Genomic DNA, 20,528 nt, shown 5'->3' with positions numbered 1-20,528 from the left:
TGGAACCCACTTTGATAAATCAGAAATCCGGAATCCCATTTCCCGAAAGGGGAAAAGAACTCCGGGATAGCTGTATCAGATCCAAAAAACACCGGCCTGCCATCCGGCTTTCCGGAAATCGTCGGAAAGCCGGATCATCTCAGTCCGTCACCAAGAAGCGTCGAGAGCCGCCGCATCCATCATGGCCACCATGTAAGGTGCAAACGAACGCCATACTTCCAGATGGAAACTGTTTTCGTCCGTACGCCACAGCATCCCGTCAGCCTTGCCGAACAGTGTGCGCGTAGCGGTGCCGACGGGAAAGGACTTCGTGCGCAGATCGAGCGGACTCAGCGCTGCCAGCGTATCACGCAGGCGCTCACCTTCGAGTGTCCACCCAACCTGACGCTCGGAGACCTCCACCAGACTGTTCGGCACGGTGCCGAGATAGGTGGTGACGGCCTCGGGTAACCCGGCCTCACCCGCAATGATGAACAACTCCTGCGGTGCGAGCCGCAGCAGAGTGCAATCACCTGCGCTGGCGCTCTGAAGCATGGCCGGGGCCTCAGCCAGCCCGAAAGCTTTGGCCACGCCTTCCAGCGTGTCCTTGCGTCCCTGCAGAGCGAAGCGGCGTCCACCCCCAAGAGATTTTGCCGTAAAGCCCGAACGGGAAACAGTCAGAGCATTGGACGAAGCGTCAAACATTGAGGCGGGCTCCTTCCGCGTCATAGAACACCGGACTTGTGACGGTGACCGGGATCATCCGGTCTTCCATCGGCACGTAGAGAGTCTGCCCCATCCGGGCGCGACCGCCGGACACCATGGCGAGTGCGATAGACCGCCCCAGCGTGGCGCTGTGGTAGGACGAAGTGACATGGCCGATCTTGTTCATCGGGATGACCTCATTCGAGTTGGCGACAAGCTGCACCCCCTCTTCCAACACTTCCTGTGGTGCTTCCGTGTAGAGGCCGACAAGCTGGTAGCGGTCTGGGTCCTGCATCGCCGGGAGCGCCAGTGAGCGCTTGCCCACGAAATCCTTCTTGAGCTTGCTGACCGCCCAGCCGCAGCCTGCGTCATCAGGCGTCGCCGTGCCGTCGGTTTCCTGCCCGACAATGATGTAGCCCTTCTCGGCACGGAGAACATGCATCGTCTCGGTGCCATAAGGCGTCATGTTGTGGGGCTTGCCCGCCTCCCAGATGCGCTCCCAGACTTCGAGAGCGCGGCTCGTCGGCACGTTGACCTCGAAACCGAGTTCACCCGAGAAGCTGACCCGGAACAGGCGCATCGGGATGCCGCCAATCGTGCCTTCCACGACACTCATGTGCGGCATTGTTTTGTGCGAGATATCCAGCCCGTCCACCAGCGGTGCAAGAACCTCACGCGCCTTCGGACCCTGCACGGCGATGACAGCCCACTCTTCAGACGTGGATGTCAGCCAGACATCGAGATCCTGCCATTCAGTCTGGAGATAATCCTCCATCATGTTCAGGACACCCGCAGCACCGCCTGTCGTCGTGGTAACGTGAAAGCGATCCGGTGCGATGCGACCGACGACGCCATCATCATAAACAAAGCCGTTTTCGCGACACATCAGACCGTAGCGGCATTTGCCGACGCCCAGCTTGGTCCAGGCGTTGACATACATCCGGTTCATGAACTCGGCGGCGTCAGGGCCGACAACCTCGATCTTGCCCAGTGTCGTGGCATCGAAGATGCCGACGCTTTTACGAACAGCGAGACATTCGCGGGCCACGGCAGCGTCCATGTCTTCTCCCGGCTGCGGAAAGTAGCGGGCACGACGCCAGAGACTGACATCCTCGAACACCGCACCCTTGGTACGCGCCCAGGGATCGATCGGCGTGCGACGATCCGGATCGAACTCATTGCCACGCTCGTGACCGCTGAACGCACCGAACGTCACCGGTGTGTAAGGGGCGCGGAATGTGGTGAGACCGATCTGCTGCTTCGGACGACCCAGCGCGCTGGAAGCGATACCCAGTGCGTTGAGGTTCGAGGTCTTGCCCTGATCGGTCGCCATGCCGGTGGTCGTGTAGCGCTTGATGTGCTCGATCGACCGGAAGCCCTCACGCACGGCGAGTTTCACGTCCTTGGCCGTCACGTCATTCTGGTAATCGACGAACGCCATGGCCGTCAGACCCTTGCCGCGACGGGGTAGCGCACCGGTGAACCCACCACGACCGATGGCGTCGGTGGTAACTTCCCATAGCGGAAGGTCAATTTCGCCGTCACACCCTGCGTCTTTTGCCGCCTCGGTGCCGATCTTCAGACCGTCAGCCAGCACCTCACCAAGATCGTACAGCCCCCGGCAGGAGCCGGTGGAACGCTCGGCCTGAGCGGATTCACCCGGCAGATACGTGTCGAGATCGGCGTCGTAGATCACCTTGCCCTTGGACTGGGAGAACAGGTGCAGGCTTGGGGTCCAGCCGCCCGACATGAGCAGCAGGTCACAGCGGTAATTCTTGCCCTCGCCAACATCACCACCCGGCAGAACCGGCGCCAGTTCGACACTGTGAATCCGCTGCGAACCGTGTGCCCGCTGCACCGTGCTGTTGGTCAGCACCGTGATGCCCGCCGCTTTCACCTTGCGGAACAGTTCGGAATCCGGCTTCGGACGAATATCCACAATGGCCGCCACGGTCACGCCCGCCTCGATCAGATCGAGTGCGACACGGTAGGCGCTGTCATCCGCCGTCGCGATGACGGCACGACGACCGCAGGCGACGCCGTACCGGTTGAGGAAAGTCAGCGCCGCGCTGGCCAGCATGACGCCGGGGCGGTCGTTGCCTTCGAACACCAGCGGACGCTCGATCGCACCGGACGCGATGACGACCTGCTTCGCACGCACCTGCCACAGACGCTCACGCGGCGTGGCGGGATCCGGTGTGCCGAGATGATCGGTCATGCGCTGATTGAGCGCGACCATGTTGTGCGGGCCGTAGTTGAAGACCGTGGTGCGGGTGAACATCCGCACGTTCGGCATGGCCTTCAGTTCGGTAACCGTGCGCTCGACCCAGTCAGCCGTCTGAAGACCGTCGATGCGGGAAGCGCGATCGAACAGCAGGCTACCACCAAACTCCGCCGTTTCGTCTGCAATCATGACTTCCGCACCGGCTTTGGCCGCAGCGAGCGCTGCCGCCAGACCGGACGGGCCTGCACCGGCGACAAGCACGTCACAGAACGTATACTGGAAGGCATAATGGTCAGGATCTGGCGCGGTCGGGGCGACACCAAGACCGGCTGAGCGACGAATGATCGGCTCATAGACCTTGGTCCAGAAGTTCCGTGGCCACATGAAGGTCTTGTAGTAGAAGCCCGATGGCAGCAGCGGGGAAGCGAGATTGTTGACCGCGCCCATGTCGAACTGGAGGCACGGGAAACGGTTCTGGCTCTGCGCCGTCAGCCCGTCATAGATTTCGACCTGTGTCGCGACGAGGTTAGGTGTCTGCAAAGCGGGGCCGGAACCGACGGCCACAATGGCGTTCGGCTCATCGGAGCCTGCGGAAATCGGCCCGCGTGGACGGTGATATTTGAAAGAGCGGCCCATCAGGTGAGTGCCGGTCGCCAGCAGGGCCGAGGCCAGCGTGTCGCCCTCGAACCCCTCGATGCTACGTCCGTCGAACGTAAAGCGCACGGGGCGACGCGTGTTGACGCGACCGCGACCGGGAACGCGGAATGAACGGCTCATCGTGCAGCCTCCGCAGCCTGTTCCGGAGTAACGTCCGGACGCGGCTGTCCGATTTCATAGGTGACAACGAAACGATCCGTCCGCGTGTCGCGGATGGCGTTGAAGAAGCGGTTGCAGCCATGAGCATGGCGCCACCGTTCGGCAATCAGCCCCTTCGGATTGTCGCGCATGTAGAGAAACTGAGCCCACTCCTCAGCGCTCAGGCTCATGGGATCGGCGGGGCGGTCGATATGAGCCTCTCCCCCGTTTGAAAACTCGACTTCGGCTCGTTCCCCGCAATACGGGCAGCGGATCAGCAGCATGACGCACTCGCTCCTCGGAGCAGACCGGATGTGAAAACTCGTGCCGTTACCAGTGATGATTCGGGCGATGATTCCTGGGACATGAGACGGTGAGCCACCTCAGTGCGCCACGGCCGCCGCCGCCGCTTCGTCGATCATCACGCCGTCGCGGAAACGCTCGATGGTGAAGGGCGCATTGATCGGGTGTGGCTCGTTCTTGGCGATGGTCCACGCAAACAGATTGGCCGCGCCCGGTGTCGCCTTGAAGCCGCCCGTGCCCCAGCCGCAGTTCACGTACAGACCCGGCACGGATGTCTTCGCCGTGATCGGTGAACGATCCGGCGTGTTGTCCGTGATCCCGCCCCACGAACGCATCATGCGCAGGCGACGAAACATCGGGAACAGCTCGCAGATCGCCGCCAGCGTTTCCGCCGGAATGTGCAGGCCGCCGCGCTGGGTGTAAGACACATAGGAGTCCGTGCCCGCACCGATCACCATCTCACCTTTGTCAGACTGGCTGATATAAGCGTGAATGGTGTTGGACATCACGATGGTCGGGAACGCGGGCTTCACCGGCTCGGAGACGAGCGCCTGTAGCGGGTTGCTCTGCAATGGCAGACGGATGCCCGCCATTTCCAGCACGACCGAACTGTGACCGGCCGCCGAGACCGCAACCTTTTTCGCGTTGACGGTGCCTTTCGTGGTCTCGACGCCGGTGACGGCCCCATCCGGACCACGATTGATGCCGGTCACTTCGCAGTTCTCGATGATATCCACGCCCATGTCGCTGGCGGCACGAGCAAAACCCCACGCCACGGCATCGTGACGGGCAGTTCCAGCGCGCCGCTGAAGCGAAGCACCGAGGACCGGATAGCGGATGTTCGGCGAGATGTTCAGCGGCGGACAGAATTCTTTCGCCTCCTCCGCCGACAGCCACTCGTTGTCGATTCCGTTCAGGCGATTGGCATGAACATGCCGCTTGAACACCTGCACATCATGCACTGTGTGCGCGACCATCAGGCATCCACGCTGACTGAACATGACGTTATAGTTCAGTTCCTGCGAGAGATTTTCCCACAGTTTCAGCGAATGCTCGTAATAGGACGAGCTTTCGTCGAACAGATAGTTCGACCGGATGATGGTCGTGTTGCGGGCGGTGTTGCCGCCAGCAAGCCAGCCCCGCTCGATCACCGCGATATTACGGAGACCATGCTGCTTGGCGAGGTAATAAGCCGCCCCAAGTCCGTGGCCGCCGCCGCCGACGATAATAATGTCATAAGCCTTCTTTGGCTGCTCGACGGAGCGCCATTGCGGCTTCCAGCCCAGATGGCCGCCCAGAGCCTTTTTGGCCAGGGAAAGAGCAGAAAATCGTTCCATATCCGTCCCGCATCACAACAGGTTCATGAAGCGAGGATGCGCCGCGAAATCAGGGGGCGCTGTTCCGGATCAGACGGGTGGTTTGAATGAATACGACATGCCGGAGGAATTTTGCCGAAAACGTCACGGAAGGATCGGACGGCGCAGGTCATTTCGAAGCTGAATTATTTTTCGGACAACCGGAAGGCGGTTGATTTGGCAACCAGATCTTGCAGGATGCCTGCATAATTCTGGAATTTCTTGAACAATGCAGGAATCGGGGGCGGCGCGTGCACCACGAAACAGCCGGAGCGTGGGTGGCTGGAAGTCAGTGTCGAAAATACGGCATGAGACAGTGAGGTCACCTGTGCAAAAACGACAAGTGACCTCATGCGGATTACTTCGTTGTGACCAGCATGATCTCAACGAGCATCTTCGGGTCAGCCATGACCGCCTGAACACAGGCGCGCGCCGGAGCGCCATTTTCCGGCAGCCATGCGCTCCAGACATCATTGAGGGCCGCACGGTCATTGATGTCCTTCAGCCAGATCTGTGCCTGAAGAATACGGGTCTTGTCCGTGCCATGCTCCTCAAGCAGCTCGTCGAGCTGGGCGAGAACGTCTGTGGTCTGACCCTTCGCGTCCTTTGTGAGATCGCGGGCGACCATGCCCTGCGTGAAAATGAAACCGTGGTATTCCACGGCTTTCGACAGGATGGAATTCGGCTCGGTGCGGATGATCTTGCTCATGTGGTGCGGCTCCCTGTGTTGCGACCAGACTCATTCTTATCAAACTTGAGCGGCCCGTCACAACGCCTCCCATCTGGTCCTGAAAGCCCGCTCGGCATACACTGACGACATGGCTGATAATACGTCCCCTGAAACATCCCCCCTCGATCCCGCGCGCCGGACGGCTCTCACATCCCTTCTCACGCTTGGGACTGCCGCGTGCCTGTCAAACACGGCCAGCGCGGCCGATGCCCCAGCCGTGCCGTCGGCCCCTGCGCAGCCCACACCGCCCCGCGCTCCCGACCACGCCCGCACAGCCGAACCGAACGCCTCCCATCCTTCTCCCGCCGATCAGCCCGGCAACGCCCATATGCGGCCTGCTGCCCAGACCCCGGCTGACACGCTGTATCGTCCGTCCATGCATTTCACGCCGACGATTGGCTTCATGAACGATCCCAATGGTCTGGTTTTCGACGGCAGCCAGTATCATCTGTACTATCAGTATGATCCGTTCGCGCCGTATGCGGGCCGCGTCCACTGGGGCCATGCCACCAGCACGGATCTTCTCCACTGGCAGGACCAGCCCATAGCCATCCCGGAAACGAAAGATGGTGAGGCTTTCACCGGTTGCGCCGTGATGGACATTAAAAACTCAACCGGTCTTTTCGCCGCCGACGAAACCGGCATGGTCGCGCTCTACACCCGCGCCAGCCCGACGAAACAGTCGCAGTATCTGGCCACCAGCAAGGATCGTGGGCAGACCTTTACCGAATATGAGCACAACCCGGTGCTCGATATTGGTAGCAATTCTTTCCGTGACCCACAGATCCTCTTTCACAAACCCACAAGCCAGTGGGTCATGGTGGTGGCGAAGTCCCGACTGCATCAGATCGCGTTCTATGCGTCCATTGACCTGATTCACTGGGTCCATCTCAGCGATTTCGGACCGTCCGGGCTGTTCGGTGCTGATTACGAATGTCCCAATCTGATTGAAATTCCGGTGGAAGGCGGCGGCACGCGCTGGGTTCTGTTCGTGTCCGTCAATCCGGGTGCGCCGACGGGTGGCAGCATCACGCAGTATTTCATCGGTGAGTTTGACGGATCGCGCTTCATTCCTGATGATACGGTCATCGGGCTGACCGACTTCGCCAAGGACGCCTACGCGTTGCAGGTTTATAGCAACATGCCGAACAACGAGGCCGTTTCCATCGCCTGGCTTGGCAACTGGCAGTATTGTCAGGAACTGCCGACCCAGACATGGCGCGGCAGCATGACCGTCCCCCGGACGATGATGCTTCGCCGTGATTTCGCGGGCTGGCTCAGACTGGCGCAGCAACCGCGTGGCGTGGAAACCCTTCGTGGCTCCGCCATTCCCTTCGCGCCACGCCGGTTGGAAGCAGGCACCAGCGTCACCACGCCTCTTCCTTCCGGATCTGCGCTGGACCTGACCTTCAGCGCGACAGTGGACGAAAGGCACGCCAGCCTGCCGCCGGGAGACAAGGGGCGTACAGGCAGGTTTGTCATCACGTTCGGCAATGAGCAGGGAGAAACCCTGACCATCGGATTCGATGCTTTCTCCGGCCAGCTCTGGCTTGACCGCAGCAACCTCCGCGGCTTCTCGCAGCCTTTCTTTACCGGCGAATTTTCCACCGTGCTCAATCCCGATGACCGGCATTTCTCGGTGCGGATCATTCTGGACGCCAGCACACTGGAAATCTTTGCCAACGGCGGCCTGTCCGTCGGCACGGCCCTCATCTTCCCATCAGCACCGCTGAGCTTCCTGCGTCTGGAAACGTCCGGCGCCGGCGCGACGATCGAGTCTGTCAGCCTTTACCCCCTTCACAAGACGATGAATCGCGAGACCGCCTCATGAGGAAAAGGTCGTATCCATACAGACCAATGGCGGTTTTACGCAGGTTTCCAGATCCGCTATCATGGTCGCATGATGACTGATCCTGTGTCGTGCCCGCAATGAGCCGCGTCTCCATTGAACTCGTGCCCCGCAATGCGGAAACCCTCACGAAGGAAGTCGCGGAACTCCGCGCTGCTTTGCCATTTGTTGATACGATCAACATTCCGGACCTTCAGCGTTTTACATTGCGAAGCTGGGAGGCTGCGGAACTCGTGCAGGACGACTTCCGCTCCGTTATTCCGCATATCCGCGCCATTGACGTGGACCCGAAAGGGCCTTTGCCCGGAGCGGATCAGCCTGGACTGACTGAAATTCTGGTCATCAAGGGCGATCCTCCGGCAGACCTGAACCGGCGGACGTTTCCTAACTCGTCCGATGCGGTCATCCGCCGGTATGTCCGGGAGGCGCCCCACCTGAAAGTCTATGCCGCTTTCGATCCTTACCGCCGGGCTCCTTATCGGGAACTGGAAGAAGTGGCACGGAAGCGGGATGCGGGTGCATGCGGGTTTTTCACCCAACCCCTGTTTGACCTGCGAATGCTCGACCTCTGCCGGGAATGGCTGCGGGACGAAACGATTTTCTGGGGATTTTCACCGGTAATCGGTCCAAAATCACGGTCCTATTGGGAGACGACGAACCACATAGTATTTCCTCGTGATTTCGAGCCGACCATGGATGCCAATCTTGCGTTTGCAGAAAAGGCGATCCGGGAAGTCCGTGCGGATGGAGAGTCTGTTTATCTCATGCCGCTTCGGGTCAAGCTGGAGAATTATCTGAAGCCGCTTTCTGATGTGCTTCAGGCCTGACAGATAACTGCGCCAAGTGGAATGGCTGTTTTCGTGGGAGCGAGGAGAAAAACTCACCGCGAACCCTTGCGGACAGCTGCAAGAAAAAACGTTTAGAAAATAACGTTCCACACAAGGACGGGAACCGCCAAAAATAAGGCACTTTGTGTCAAATCACTCTTTTTTGAGCTTTTTTTGCCTCAAAATCATCAAACTCTTGTCAATATGTCTAGTCATACCCTGCGTTGAGAGATATTACGTTCTGCACGTCAGTTCTTGATAGCACTCGGGAATCAGGCTCGCTTTTTTGTGTCGCAGCACGGAAGCGAGCCTGATTTTCCTTTAACCGGCGTTCCCCACGTCAGATCTGGCATTCAGAAAACCGCTGCTAAAGAACAGAGTTTCTGCAATTCACAGGACATGTTTCAGGAACTGTCCTTATTCCTTCTTCTGGACACATGCTCGCAGAACCGGAGCGCAGACAGCGTCCGCACCCAGCCAGGTCCGGGCAGGACCTGTGTATGCAAGCCGCATCACCTTGTTACCGCGCAGGCTGGCGATTACATGGCAAGATCCGCTGGAACTGAACGTCAGCGACATATCGAATGGCATCGAAACCGACAGACTGCCGCCATCTGTTTTTTCGATCTTCCAGACCAGCACCTCCTGCCCATCCCGCGTTTCTTCCTGATCCGGAATTCCGGCACAGGCGACAAGGTCGGGGCGTGTGAGACCCACCATTTCATGACGTGCCCGGTCCGGGATAGTGCTGCATCCCGCAAGCATCAACACGAACAGGCAGAGACAGAAAATCTCCTTCATTTTTCCTGTTCCCAGAATTTTTTGTCCTGATTTTTGCGTATGCAAACAAATAAGAAAACCAGAACAGCATTGGTGAGTGCAGTAATGATCGCGCCGATGCCACCGAACAGAAGCCAGTCAGGCATCTTGTAAGCACACGAACTGGCTATTCATCTGCCAGAAAGACCCAAATCGCCGCCGCCATGTAGCGGTCGAGCGCGCGCAAAACACTTCCATATCGCGGCGCTGTTTCAAAAGGCGCTTTTGCTGCTCACACCATCCTTCGTTCCAGATTTCATAAAGCCCCTGAGCCATGTCTGCCGCATCGGTCGGGTCCCGATGTGCGTAATGGCCAATCCACGGGATTTCCGACGAAACCAGAACGGGCACGCTGGAGGCCATCGCATCGGCCGCAACGATATTGAACGTCTCGGTAAAGGATACCTGCATGAGGATGTCGATGCCGCCCAGGACATCGAGAAATCCTGAATGTGGCATCCAGCCATGCTCAACAAGCTCGTGCGCAGAGCGTGCAAACAGTTCGCGGAGATTTTTCAGGACCGGGCTTCCCTGCCCTTCGACCCGTGTCGCGTTGACGTGGAATCGCAGTTGCGCACCGATGGATTCCGCAAACGCCATGGCGGCAACAGCCTGCGTCATATGGTTTTTCAGGGGACGAACTGCACCGAAACACCCGATATTCACGACATCGGAGCGTCTCTCATGGGGCGTGATGTCACACAGGCGCGGAACGGGATAGACATTCGGTCCATAGGAGACGCCGGACGGATCAAGCCCACACCCCATCGCCACTACCGCCATATCCGATACGGCGCGGGGTGCATTGCACATCACTTCAATCCCGCGTTTCAGATAATCGACCGTCCAGCCAAAGGCGTTTCCTTCATTCGCTAGAAAGGGTGTTTCTGAATGATCGCGCACGATCCACTGCACATCCGGATGCAGTGGTTTCAGAACATCGAACTTTTCCGGCACGACCCAGAATGCCTCGACAATAACGTGCGTCGGGCAATAAGCCGCCACTTCCCGATCAATGCAGTTATTGTCCCTGACTTCGACAGCCTTGGCTTCAATGCCATTGGCATTCAGCATATCCACAACAAAGCGAACCGAGTTGGACAGACCCGATTCCTTCGATCCGTAACCCCAGTTGCCGTCTCTTGCTTTGAGAATAAATAAAATACGATTTTTCATAAATATTACGGCTTATAAAAAAGAAGAGTTGCAAAAAGACCGACGAAACCACCGATCCAGAATCCCACAATAAAAAATAGCATTAGATTATTTTCTTAAATATCCAGACAAACCAAAAACGCCCGACATAATTGTGAAAAGCGTCCCTGTTTCATCATCTTTGCAGCAGTTCTCTGCCGCTGAATGAATCGGACTATAAATGTCCCGACACTTCAACAGGACAGCTAACCGTTTTCGGGAGGCCGGATTTTCGGATGAAACAGACCCGGAACGCAACTTCCCGCACTGTCGCGCGCTGTAAGTCCGAGTAACATCAGGAGAATCTCATGCGCTCAACATGCGTCGCATTACTCGCGCTTTCCATCACCTGCGCTGGCCTGACAGCATGCCACCCACACAAAAGAACGTTCGGTGAAAAAGTGCAGGATACTTTTGATCCGCCAAAAGGTCCGGGCGAAAAAATGGGTCGCGCCGTAGATCGTGCCACCGACTCAAACTGAGCAAACAAAAAGAGCGGTCTCCAGAAGGAAAGCCGCTCTTTTTTAATCGTATTCCAGATGCGTGAAATGCCTCAGCGATAGATCGCGGGATCCCGACGAATGGAAGGGGTCCGCACACCCGTCATGCAAGCCTTCTTGGCCTGCAACCGTGCATCCCGAATGACGATCAGCGCCGCAAGAAGAAGGGGCAGAATAAAAAACACGAAGACCACGACCAATGTGGAAACAAGGCCCTGCCATTCCATCACACGCCTCCTTTTCCACCAGTCGCTTCAGATCAGTCGTTCATTATAATCGCTCTGATCCCGGCTGTCACACCGTCATCAGGATGGACCCTGTCAAGTTGCGGTGAGAGACCAATCTCCCCTGAGGGAAACGACCGCAGCCTTCTCCCTCAAGCGATAATGGTCTTTCCCAAAAATTAGGGGCGACCCACTGACTGATAGTCCAGACCCACGGCACGCATGGCCGCAGGATCGAAAATGTTACGAAGATCGAGAATGACCTTCCCCTTCATGGCCTCAACGAGAGCCTTGGGAGCAAGGGCGCGGAAGACATTCCACTCCGTCAGAACGACCAGAGCATCGGCGTCTTTCGCTGCATCCAGAGCATCCGTGCAGTAAGATACCGTCGGCGGCAGCAGTGGCTTGGCTGCTTCCATGCCAACGGGATCAAAAGCCTGCAGTTTGGCGCCCGCTTCCGCAAGGCGATGCAGAATCGGAATCGACGGTGCCTCGCGCATGTCGTCCGTTTCCGGCTTGAAGGTCAGGCCGAGAATGGCAACTTTCTTGCCCTGCACCGACCCGTCGCAGGCTGCGATGATACGGCCAGCCATACCGATCTTACGGGCGTCGTTGACCTGAACCGTCGTCTCAACAAGACGGCACGGGCTGCCAGCTTCCTGTCCAATACGTGACAGGGCGAGCGTGTCTTTCGGAAAACACGAACCACCGTAGCCCGGACCCGGGTGCAGGAACTTGCGACCGATACGGCCATCAAGCCCCATGCCTTTGGCGAGATCGTGCACATCGGCACCGAGTTTCTCACACAGGCTCGCCATCTCGTTGATGAAAGAAATCTTCACCGCGAGGAACGAATTGGAAGCGTATTTGGTGAGTTCCGACGTTTCGAGAGACGTGAACAGCAGCGGTGCTTCGATCAGCGACAGCGGACGATAAACCTTTCGCATCACAGCTTCAGCACGAGCGCCTCCGTCCGGAGCAGCTTTGTCGAGGCCGATGATCACGCGGTCAGGCCGCATGAAATCACCGATCGCATTCCCTTCCCGCAGGAACTCGGGGTTGGAGGCAACGTCGAATTCGGCATCCGGGCGCGTCGCACGGATGATCTCCGCAATGCGGCGGCTCGTGCCCGCGGGCACGGTGGATTTCGTCACGATCACGGCGTAACCGGTCAGCGCACGCGCGATTTGCTGCGCGGCAGCGTGCACGTACTGCATGTCGGCAGCACCGTCGCCATTACGCGGGGGCGTGCCGACCGCGATGAACACCGCCTCAACGTCTTTCACAGCAGCTGCAATGTCATCCCCGAAGGTCAGACGGCCAGCCTGCATGTTGGACTCGACCAGTTTGTCGAGACCTGGTTCGTAAATGGGAATGCGCCCTTCTCGGAGAGCGGACAGCCGGGAAGGGCTGTTTTCGACAACAGCGACCTCTATCCCGAATTCCGCGAAACACGCTGCCGAAACGAGGCCGACATAGCCTCCCCCGATCATTGCAATACGCACCGCACCTCTCCTTCCGAAATTTGCCGGGGCCGTCCCCAAAGGATCGGAACTGTTCCCGAAGGGATGCGACTTGAACCTGCCCACCCGCGCGTGGTCAAGGGTGGATCGCCAAAGGGCACAAATAGATACAAAAGATCTCACCTCCCTGATCTGTCTTCAAAACCGCCCGGCAAGTTTTGACGCCGTCCTTTGCACGGGTTACGGCTGTCTGCCTGACGGGTTGGAACGATCCGGAACCGAACATAAGGACCGATCACGCCGGATGAACACCATACTCGATCTCATCGCCCTGCTCGGGCGAACGGTGTTCGGCGTAATGCGAGGAGCCGGTTCCATCGGGCTTTTCGCTCTCGATGGCGTATCGTGCATCGTGCGGCCGCCCTTCTACTGGCGCGTTTTTCTGAGTGCTCTCCTCGATACCGGCTTTCTTTCTCTGCCGGTCGTCGCACTCACAGCACTCTTCTCAGGCGGCGTGATCGCCCTTCAGTCTTACACCGGCTTTGCGCAGTACCACGCTCAGAGCGCCATCGCGAACATCGTGGTGCTGGCCGTCACCCGTGAACTCGGGCCCGTCATGGCGGCCCTTATGGTCGCCGGGCGCGTGGGCGCGGCCATGGCGGCCCAGATCGGCACCATGCGCGTGACCGACCAGATCGACGCCCTGACAACGCTCAGAACGCACCCCATGAAATATCTGGTCGCACCCCGCCTCGCCGCCGGAGTGATCGCCCTGCCTCTTCTGGTGGTGATCGCGGACATTCTCGGTGTGGCTGGCGGCTTCACGGTGGCGACCGTGAAACTCGGCTTCTCCCCGGAAAGCTACATCGCCGCGACGATGAACGCCCTCAAGGCGCAGGACGTCATGGTGGGGCTGGTCAAGGCCGCTGTCTTCGGTTTCCTGACCGCGCTGATGGGCTGCTATTACGGTTATACCAGCAAGGGCGGCGCGGAAGGCGTCGGCAGCGCCACCACTGCTGCCGTCGTCTCCGCATCCATCTTCGTTCTTGCATTCGACTATCTGCTGACGGACCTGTTCTTCGCGCAATGACCGAACCCACGCCATCTTCCCAGCCGAAAATCCGTATCCGTGGACTGAGGAAAGCCTTTGGCTCCAAAGTCGTGCTTGATGGAATCGACCTCGATGTTCCGGCCGGGACATCATTTGTCATCATCGGCGGCTCGGGATCGGGCAAATCGGTCCTGCTGCGGTGCATCCTCGGCCTCGTCCAGCCGGACGAGGGGCTCATTGAAATCGACGGGGTGGATGTCCTCCGCGCCCCACGCCGACAACGCGAGGAGCGGATCGGCGAAATCGGAATGCTGTTCCAGAATGCCGCCCTGTTCGACAGTCTTTCCGTCTGGGAAAACGTCGCGTTCGGGCTGCTCGCCCCCGAACCGGGCAAACATTCCGAGAAGCACCCTCGCCTTTCCCGTGTGGAAGCACGGACCCGCGCCGACGAGGTGCTGGCGCAGGTCGGGCTGGATGCGTCCGTGGGCGATCTCTACCCGTCCGAACTTTCAGGCGGCATGCAGAAACGTGTCGGGCTTGCCCGTGCCATCGCGGACCATCCTGAAATCCTGTTTTTCGATGAACCGACCACCGGACTTGATCCCATCATGGGCGCGGTCATTGACGGGCTGATCGTCGATTGCGTGAAGACGATGGGTTCGACGGCCATTGCGATCACCCATGACATGGCCTCCGCCCAGCGCATCGGGGACGAGGCCGCCATGCTTTATCGAGGCAAGCTCGTCTGGCAGGGACCGGCTTCTTCCCTGATGAATTCGGGCAATGCGATGGTGGATCAGTTCACACACGGACGCCGTGAAGGCCCGATCACCATGGAACTGCGGCAGTAACCATCCCAATCCGGACGGATCAAGGAGACTGAATCATGGCCCGACCGCTCACCGTGATCGGCCTGATGAGCGGCACATCGCTGGATGGTGTCGATGCCGCTGTCCTCCGGACGGATGGGGTGCAGGTTCAGGAACACGGCCCCTCCCTGTCGCTATCCTACGAGCCTGCCCTCCGACAAAGAGCCCGGGCCCTGCTCGACAGGGCGGCCAGCCTCTCAGGTGACGATCCCGAACTGCGCGCTATCGAGCGGGCCATCACTCTGCGCCATGTCGAAGCGGTTCAGTCCCTCCGCAAGCAAGTCGGTGCCGTGGACCTGATCGGTTTTCATGGACAGACAATCCATCACGCTCCCGCCCGGCATCGAACATGGCAGATCGGCGACGCCGCGCTCCTGTCCCATGAGACAAATCTTCCCGTCGTCCACGACTTTCGCACCGCTGACGTTGAAGCCGGAGGCGAAGGCGCACCCCTCGCACCCTGGTATCATGCTGCCCTGCTGCACGACGCACGCCGCCCCGTTGCTGTGCTGAATATCGGCGGCGTCGCCAATGTGACGTTTATCGGTCAGGACGGCCAGATCGTCGCCTGCGATACCGGGCCCGGCAATGCTCTGCTCGATGACTGGGCTTTTCGGCATACGGGCATGGCCTGTGATCTGAACGGTGCTCTGGCCAGAGCGGGTGTCGTGAATCGCGCCGTGCTGGAGCAACTCATGGCCGCCCCCTATTTCAGTCGCCCTGCACCGAAATCACTCGACCGCCTGACATTCATCAAGGCTCTGGAGGCCGTTTCCGGATGTTCCGCGCCTGACGGAGCCGCCACGCTTACGGCCTTTACAGTGGCGGCCATCGCCTGCACACGTCTGCCTGAAAAGCCAGCGACATGGTTCGTCTGCGGGGGGGGGCGCCATAATCCGGCCCTGATGGAGGGCCTGCGACTGACATTGGAAGCGCCCGTGGAAACTGTGGAGAATCTTGGATGGAACGGCGATGCGCTGGAAGCTGAATGCTTTGCCTTTCTCGCCGTTCGAGCTTTGAAGGCGCTTCCTCTCTCAGCGCCGGGCATTACCGGCGCCCCGGATTTTCGCTCGGGGGGGCGGCTGACCTGTGCCGGACTGTCACCAATCCCGACATGGATCAGGCCAGGCGGACTGGACGCTTGACCGTTTGGGTAGACACGATTTATACGGCGCAACGTTGCCGGCGTAGCACAGTGGTAGTGCAGCTGATTTGTAATCAGAAGGTCGGGAGTTCAAATCTCTCCGCCGGCACCATTCTTTCCATAAAAATCATTAAATCCGGGATGGGCAACGCATAGCTTCGTCCTCATCTCATTGCTGGCGCGAAGTGTTTTCACCGTCGCGCAGTGCCAGGCGGCCATCACCTGACGGTTCGTTTCTCCGCCGAGACATGGCGCAACAATTTCCCCCGCGAACCTGGTTGCCCTCCATACGTTCACTCAGGCATCAGCAACGACCACGGCTCGGATCAAGCAAAAGATTGTCACACCCCCGCCCTCTTACAGCCACCAACTAGTCGTCCTATAAGTTCCTCCACCGTAATCGGAAAACGAGTCACTCATGCGAACCAAATCAATCGCGCTCATGATGGCCTCTCTGCTCAGCGCTCTCCCCGTCTGCGCGATGGCCCAGCCCATGTCAGGTCCGGGAGGCGGCCCCGGCGGTGGGGGTGGCGGAGGACAACAGCATGGCGGAGGTCGCGGCGGACAGCCGCAGGGGAATTTTGGAGGTCGCGGAGGCGGCGGCAGAGGGGGTGGCGGCGGTGAATGGCGCCAGAACCAGATGCGGCCTGCTCCTGGCCCCGGTGGCTGGCGCGCCGGAAACCGCTACTGGGGCGGTGATCCGTGGATCGACAACTGGCAGACTTATCCCGGCCTGTATGCTCCCCCTTATGGCTATCGCTGGGTGCAGGCAGGAAACCAGTTTCTCCTGACCGCGATTGCAAGCGGCGTTATTTCCGCCGTCGTCGCACAGGGAATGATGGGCGGCCCCCGCTAACGCGGAGACAGGATCTCCGGACGGACATCAGCCCCCGTCCGGACTCTGCCAAAGCCGTTTTCGAAGTCCTGCAAAACTGGCCGGATCAAGCGGTGTGGCTGCGACAGCGCTCTCTCGCAGCCTCCAGGCCCGCTCATAGGTGAGCACAAGCTGCTCCAGAAGGCGGGGCGCCCACTCGCCCCCTGAAACTCCTCACGCTTCTTCATCAAATCTTCAGTGAGAAAAAGCAGCTTCAGGGCCGCTTCATGCTCGCCCTGATCGCAGGCGTAATGCGCCGCCGCCAGAAGCCGGCGCGAAAGTTTCCGCGCATTAGGTGGATCTCGCAGAGTGTTAGCCGCAAGCCCAGTATCAGCGAGATCGTCGCATCTCCGTCCGTAATCCATGCCCCTCTTTCGTCACCTGATACATCTTTTGCATGGGGTCATCCGCAGCAGATTAAAGATGTATCCTGGTGACGAAGTAACAGATTTATTCGAAAACAGTTGCCTCGAAAGCGTCTTCCCATGACCCTGCGGTCGAAGCACGGCTGTATTCGGTCGATCTGTTCTCAAAGAAATTCGTGTGTTCCACGGCATTGAGCATATCATCCACCCACGGCAGCGGATTCTTGTCCAAAGCGCCGTAAATCGGATCAAGCCCGATCTGACCCAGACGACGATCGGCGATGAAGCGGATATAGGATTTCACCTGCGCTGCATCGAGCCCTTCCACCGGCCCGGCTTCAAATGCAAGGTCGATGAAGGCGTCTTCATGCTCAACGATCGTGGCGCAGATTTCCGTAATCTCGCTTTTGAGGCGATCCGTCCAGATTTCCGGGTTCTCATGAATGAACGTGCGGAACAGACGGGCTACGGACAGGCAGTGAAGCGTTTCGTCACGCACAGACCAGCTTACAATCTGCCCCATGCCCTTGAGTTTGTTGAAACGCGGGAAGTTGAGCAGAATGGCAAATGACGCAAACAACTGCAGACCTTCAGTAAAGGCACCGAAAGCAGCGAGTGTTTTCGCGATTTCATGCTTACTGTCGACCGAGAAGGTCTGCATGTAATCGTATTTGTCCTTCATCTCCTTGTATTTGAGGAACATGGAATACTCGCTTTCCGGCATTCCAATGGTGTCAAGGAGATGGCTATAGGCGGCAATGTGGATCGTCTCGATATTGGAGAACGCCGACAGCATCATGAGAACTTCAGTCGGTTTGAAAACCTGACTGTATTTCATCATGTAGCAGTTATTCACTTCCACGTCCGACTGCGTAAAGAAGCGAAAAATCTGTGTGACCAGATGACGCTCACCCTCGCTGAGAACGCGGTGCCAGTCCTTCACATCATCGGCAAGAGGAACTTCTTCCGGCAGCCAGTGAACACGCTGCTGCGTGAGCCACGCATCATAAGCCCAAGGATAGCGGAAAGGCTTGTAAACCGGGTTAGCGGTCAGGAGATCAAACTTTTCCTGCGTGGACATGGCAGCACCTGTTCCTGAAGAGTTTCCGGTCGAATCACGATCCGCGACAATGCGGCAGACTCACGGTTTCGTTCTGTCGCAACTGATAGCGTCATGGGAAAGAAGTTTCCAACCCAATCTGCGATTTTTCTTATAATAACAATGCAAGTTCACAACATACATAATCGGGGCAAGAGCGTGTCCGCTCCTGCCCCGATTAATCACTCATCCTGCAGTCGTCATCACTGACAGGAGAGACATTCTTCGTAATTGGTCTCGCCATCCTGTGGCTTCATCTCGATTTCGTGCTTCTGTGTCACGTTACTGACTGTATCTGCACGTTGAATAGACAGGGAGCGGCAGTAATAGAGCGATTTCACGCCCTTTTTCCACGCCTGAAAATGGATCTGATGCAGGTCGCGCTTGTGAACATTGGCCGGCAGGAACAGGTTAACCGACTGCGCCTGACAGATGAACGGCGCACGATCCGCCGCATGTTCAACGATCCAGCGCTGATCGAGTTCGAAGGCCGTCTTGTAAACATCCTTCTCATCCTGCGTGAGAAAATCGAGATGCTGCACGCTGCCCTTCGTCAGGGTGATGGAGGACCATACGTCATCGGTGTCCTGCCCCTTGGTCGCCAGAAGCTTTTTCAGATGGCGGTTACGGACCGAGAACGAACCGGACAACGTCTTTTGCAGGAAGACATTCGCGGCGATCGGCTCGATGCCCGGTGAAGCACTTCCCGCGATGATGGAGATCGACGCAGTCGGCGCAATAGCCAGCTTGTTCGAGAATCTCTCATGCACGCCATATTCGGCAGCATCGGGGCATGCGCCGCGCAGATCGGCGAGATTCCGGGAAGCCGTATTGGCCTGCTCCCGGACATGCTTGAAAATCTTCCTGTTCCAAACCTTCGCGATGACGCTCTCGAACGGAATGTTTCGCGCCTGCAGAAATGAATGGAATCCCATGACGCCAAGCCCGACCGACCGCTCACGCGTGGCGGCATAGGCCGCACGATGCATTTCCTTCGGAGCGCGGTCGATGAAGTCCTGCAGCACATTATCAAGGAACAGCATGACATCCTCGATGAACTGAGGATTATCGTGCCACTCGTCCCATGTCTCCAGATTGAGCGAGGACAGGCAGCAGACCGCCGTACGATCTTTGCCGTGATGATCAATGCCCGTCGGCAGGGTGATTTCCGAACACAGGTTGGAGGTCTTGACCTCCAGACCGGCCAGCTTCTGATGTTCCGGACGCGCGTTATTCACGTGATCGGAATACACGATATACGGCTCGCCCTGCTCCATGCGGGCAGTCAGGATTCGAATCCAGAGTGAACGCGCAGACACCTTGCGAATCACCGAGTGATCCTTCGGCGACACCAGAGCCCATTCCTCATCCGCCTCGACAGCCCGCATGAAGGCGTCGGGAATGAGAACTCCGTGATGGAGATTGAGCGCCTTGCGGTTCGGATCGCCGCCCGTGGGACGACGGAGTTCGATGAACTCCTCGATCTCTGGGTGCCAGACCGGCAGATAGACAGCAGCCGAACCGCGACGCAGCGATCCTTGCGAAATGGCGAGGGTCAGGCTGTCCATCACACGGATGAATGGGATGACACCGGACGTCTTGCCATTGCGCCCGACATTCTCACCGATCGACCGCAGATTACCCCAATAGGAGCCGATCCCGCCGCCCTTGGAAGCCAGCCAAACATTCTCGTTCCAGAGCCCGACAATGCCGTCGAGGCTGTCGGACGCTTCATTCAGGAAGCAGGAGATGGGCAGGCCGCGACTCGTACCACCGTTTGAAAGAACGGGGGTGGCCGGCATGAACCAGTGGCGGGAGATGTAATCGTAAAGACGCTGCGCATGGGCCGCGTCGGCCCCGTAATAGGAAGAGACGCGAGCAAAGAGATCCTGATAACCCTCATCCGGGAGCAGGTAGCGGTTATCGAGTGTCGCCTTACCGAAATCCGTCAGCAGCGCGTCACGGGAACGATCCACACGGACAGGATGGTGACCGGGAAGCTGCACGATATCGTCAAGCATATCGGATTCGAAGAGAGACCCCTCTTCCTCGCCGGTATTGAATTGAAAGCCAGAGCGCATGTCAGACATATCCATAGTCAAGCTCACCCTGGCTGCTCCGTGCACTCAGAAAATTACAGAGAAATCAGGCCACCTGCA

The 20,528-nt window shown here is 58.5% G+C and carries 17 protein-coding genes and 1 tRNA gene; 7 read left to right on the top strand and 11 right to left on the bottom strand.

What is annotated here, in order from left to right; translation table 11 throughout:
• Nucleotides 1-147: 147 nt before the first annotated feature.
• The 5 genes from GOB81_RS10170 to GOB81_RS10150 form a co-directional block, all read right to left on the bottom strand.
• A complete protein-coding gene (locus GOB81_RS10170) occupies nucleotides 148-684 on the bottom strand; it encodes a sarcosine oxidase subunit gamma (protein WP_173570295.1) in 537 nt (178 codons plus the stop codon).
• Nucleotides 677-3,685, bottom strand: coding sequence for a sarcosine oxidase subunit alpha family protein (locus GOB81_RS10165; RefSeq protein WP_173570294.1), 3,009 nt, complete (start codon nucleotides 3,683-3,685; stop codon nucleotides 677-679). The genes GOB81_RS10170 and GOB81_RS10165 overlap by 8 nt, the downstream gene beginning before the upstream one ends.
• Complete coding sequence (locus GOB81_RS10160; protein WP_173570293.1) at nucleotides 3,682-3,987, bottom strand: sarcosine oxidase subunit delta; 306 nt, start codon at nucleotides 3,985-3,987, stop codon at nucleotides 3,682-3,684. Before GOB81_RS10160 ends, GOB81_RS10165 begins: the two co-directional genes overlap by 4 nt.
• Before the next feature lie 99 nt (nucleotides 3,988-4,086).
• A complete protein-coding gene (locus tag GOB81_RS10155; protein WP_173570292.1) occupies nucleotides 4,087-5,343 on the bottom strand; it encodes a sarcosine oxidase subunit beta family protein in 1,257 nt (418 codons plus the stop codon).
• A 376-nt stretch (nucleotides 5,344-5,719) separates the two neighbouring features.
• Nucleotides 5,720-6,070, bottom strand: a complete 351-nt coding sequence (locus GOB81_RS10150) for a RidA family protein (RefSeq protein WP_173570291.1) — start codon at nucleotides 6,068-6,070, stop codon at nucleotides 5,720-5,722.
• 109 nt (nucleotides 6,071-6,179) lie between these two features.
• On the opposite strand from GOB81_RS10150, the gene GOB81_RS10145 reads away from it, so the two are divergent.
• Both GOB81_RS10145 and GOB81_RS10140 read left to right on the top strand, forming a co-directional pair.
• A complete protein-coding gene (locus tag GOB81_RS10145; protein WP_173570290.1) occupies nucleotides 6,180-7,922 on the top strand; it encodes a glycoside hydrolase family 32 protein in 1,743 nt (580 codons plus the stop codon).
• 98 nt (nucleotides 7,923-8,020) lie between these two features.
• The gene (locus GOB81_RS10140; RefSeq protein WP_173570345.1) at nucleotides 8,021-8,767 is read left to right on the top strand and encodes a methylenetetrahydrofolate reductase; all 747 of its coding nucleotides are present in this window, start codon (nucleotides 8,021-8,023) and stop codon (nucleotides 8,765-8,767) included.
• Nucleotides 8,768-9,184: 417 nt separating this feature from the next.
• Here the strand turns inward: GOB81_RS10140 and GOB81_RS10135 are convergent, their stop codons facing one another.
• The 4 genes from GOB81_RS10135 to GOB81_RS10120 form a co-directional block, all read right to left on the bottom strand.
• A complete protein-coding gene (locus GOB81_RS10135) occupies nucleotides 9,185-9,568 on the bottom strand; it encodes a hypothetical protein (RefSeq protein ID WP_173570289.1) in 384 nt (127 codons plus the stop codon).
• Nucleotides 9,569-9,685: 117 nt separating this feature from the next.
• Nucleotides 9,686-10,762: a glycosyltransferase family protein gene (locus GOB81_RS10130; protein WP_173570288.1), complete on the bottom strand. Its 1,077-nt coding sequence runs from the start codon at nucleotides 10,760-10,762 to the stop codon at nucleotides 9,686-9,688.
• Nucleotides 10,763-11,333: 571 nt separating this feature from the next.
• On the bottom strand, nucleotides 11,334-11,507 hold the full coding sequence (locus GOB81_RS10125) for a hypothetical protein (protein ID WP_173570287.1): 174 nt from the start codon (nucleotides 11,505-11,507) through the stop codon (nucleotides 11,334-11,336).
• A gap of 176 nt (nucleotides 11,508-11,683) precedes the next feature.
• Nucleotides 11,684-12,997, bottom strand: a complete 1,314-nt coding sequence (locus GOB81_RS10120; RefSeq protein ID WP_173570344.1) for a UDP-glucose dehydrogenase family protein — start codon at nucleotides 12,995-12,997, stop codon at nucleotides 11,684-11,686.
• Between the two features lie 274 nt (nucleotides 12,998-13,271).
• Here GOB81_RS10120 and GOB81_RS10115 point away from each other — a divergent pair, with 274 nt between their 5' ends.
• The 5 genes from GOB81_RS10115 (at nucleotide 13,272) to GOB81_RS10095 (ending at nucleotide 16,887) form a co-directional block, all read left to right on the top strand.
• Nucleotides 13,272-14,057 (top strand): MlaE family ABC transporter permease, encoded by a 786-nt coding sequence (locus tag GOB81_RS10115; RefSeq protein ID WP_173570286.1) that lies wholly within the window; start codon nucleotides 13,272-13,274, stop codon nucleotides 14,055-14,057.
• On the top strand, nucleotides 14,054-14,869 hold the full coding sequence (locus GOB81_RS10110; protein ID WP_173570285.1) for an ABC transporter ATP-binding protein: 816 nt from the start codon (nucleotides 14,054-14,056) through the stop codon (nucleotides 14,867-14,869). The genes GOB81_RS10115 and GOB81_RS10110 overlap by 4 nt, the downstream gene beginning before the upstream one ends.
• Before the next feature lie 35 nt (nucleotides 14,870-14,904).
• Entirely contained in the window at nucleotides 14,905-16,032 is a 1,128-nt protein-coding gene (locus GOB81_RS10105; RefSeq protein ID WP_173570284.1) for an anhydro-N-acetylmuramic acid kinase, read from the top strand.
• Between the two features lie 36 nt (nucleotides 16,033-16,068).
• Nucleotides 16,069-16,143, top strand: a tRNA-Thr gene (locus GOB81_RS10100).
• A gap of 306 nt (nucleotides 16,144-16,449) precedes the next feature.
• Nucleotides 16,450-16,887: an RcnB family protein gene (locus GOB81_RS10095; RefSeq protein WP_173570283.1), complete on the top strand. Its 438-nt coding sequence runs from the start codon at nucleotides 16,450-16,452 to the stop codon at nucleotides 16,885-16,887.
• Between the two features lie 468 nt (nucleotides 16,888-17,355).
• Here the strand turns inward: GOB81_RS10095 and GOB81_RS10090 are convergent, their stop codons facing one another.
• Together GOB81_RS10090 and GOB81_RS10085 are read right to left on the bottom strand one after the other, a co-directional pair.
• Nucleotides 17,356-18,351 (bottom strand): ribonucleotide-diphosphate reductase subunit beta, encoded by a 996-nt coding sequence (locus tag GOB81_RS10090; RefSeq protein ID WP_173570282.1) that lies wholly within the window; start codon nucleotides 18,349-18,351, stop codon nucleotides 17,356-17,358.
• A gap of 221 nt (nucleotides 18,352-18,572) precedes the next feature.
• The gene (locus GOB81_RS10085; protein ID WP_408736920.1) at nucleotides 18,573-20,450 is read right to left on the bottom strand and encodes a ribonucleoside-diphosphate reductase subunit alpha; all 1,878 of its coding nucleotides are present in this window, start codon (nucleotides 20,448-20,450) and stop codon (nucleotides 18,573-18,575) included.
• Nucleotides 20,451-20,528 lie beyond the last annotated feature (78 nt).

The organism is Acetobacter conturbans (genome assembly GCF_011516755.1).
Classification (GTDB): domain Bacteria; phylum Pseudomonadota; class Alphaproteobacteria; order Acetobacterales; family Acetobacteraceae; genus Acetobacter; species Acetobacter conturbans.
Note: the sequence above shows the minus strand (reverse complement) of the source record. Positions and strands in the feature narration are given on the sequence as shown.

Excerpts from the sequence above, each read along its gene's own strand:
- GOB81_RS10165 (WP_173570294.1), bottom strand. The coding sequence starts at position 3,685 with ATGAGCCGTTCATTCCGCGTTCCCGGTCGCGGTCGCGTCAACACGCGT.
- GOB81_RS10130 (WP_173570288.1), bottom strand. The coding sequence starts at position 10,762 with ATGAAAAATCGTATTTTATTTATTCTCAAAGCAAGAGACGGCAACTGG.
- GOB81_RS10090 (WP_173570282.1), bottom strand. The coding sequence starts at position 18,351 with ATGTCCACGCAGGAAAAGTTTGATCTCCTGACCGCTAACCCGGTTTAC.
- GOB81_RS10115 (WP_173570286.1), top strand. The coding sequence starts at position 13,272 with ATGAACACCATACTCGATCTCATCGCCCTGCTCGGGCGAACGGTGTTC.
- GOB81_RS10095 (WP_173570283.1), top strand. The coding sequence starts at position 16,450 with ATGCGAACCAAATCAATCGCGCTCATGATGGCCTCTCTGCTCAGCGCT.
- GOB81_RS10170 (WP_173570295.1), bottom strand. The coding sequence starts at position 684 with ATGTTTGACGCTTCGTCCAATGCTCTGACTGTTTCCCGTTCGGGCTTT.
- GOB81_RS10160 (WP_173570293.1), bottom strand. The coding sequence starts at position 3,987 with ATGCTGCTGATCCGCTGCCCGTATTGCGGGGAACGAGCCGAAGTCGAG.
- GOB81_RS10120 (WP_173570344.1), bottom strand. The coding sequence starts at position 12,997 with ATGATCGGGGGAGGCTATGTCGGCCTCGTTTCGGCAGCGTGTTTCGCG.
- GOB81_RS10135 (WP_173570289.1), bottom strand. The coding sequence starts at position 9,568 with ATGAAGGAGATTTTCTGTCTCTGCCTGTTCGTGTTGATGCTTGCGGGA.
- GOB81_RS10085 (WP_408736920.1), bottom strand. The coding sequence starts at position 20,450 with ATGCGCTCTGGCTTTCAATTCAATACCGGCGAGGAAGAGGGGTCTCTC.
- GOB81_RS10140 (WP_173570345.1), top strand. The coding sequence starts at position 8,021 with ATGAGCCGCGTCTCCATTGAACTCGTGCCCCGCAATGCGGAAACCCTC.
- GOB81_RS10155 (WP_173570292.1), bottom strand. The coding sequence starts at position 5,343 with ATGGAACGATTTTCTGCTCTTTCCCTGGCCAAAAAGGCTCTGGGCGGC.
- GOB81_RS10110 (WP_173570285.1), top strand. The coding sequence starts at position 14,054 with ATGACCGAACCCACGCCATCTTCCCAGCCGAAAATCCGTATCCGTGGA.
- GOB81_RS10145 (WP_173570290.1), top strand. The coding sequence starts at position 6,180 with ATGGCTGATAATACGTCCCCTGAAACATCCCCCCTCGATCCCGCGCGC.
- GOB81_RS10105 (WP_173570284.1), top strand. The coding sequence starts at position 14,905 with ATGGCCCGACCGCTCACCGTGATCGGCCTGATGAGCGGCACATCGCTG.
- GOB81_RS10150 (WP_173570291.1), bottom strand. The coding sequence starts at position 6,070 with ATGAGCAAGATCATCCGCACCGAGCCGAATTCCATCCTGTCGAAAGCC.
- GOB81_RS10125 (WP_173570287.1), bottom strand. The coding sequence starts at position 11,507 with ATGGAATGGCAGGGCCTTGTTTCCACATTGGTCGTGGTCTTCGTGTTT.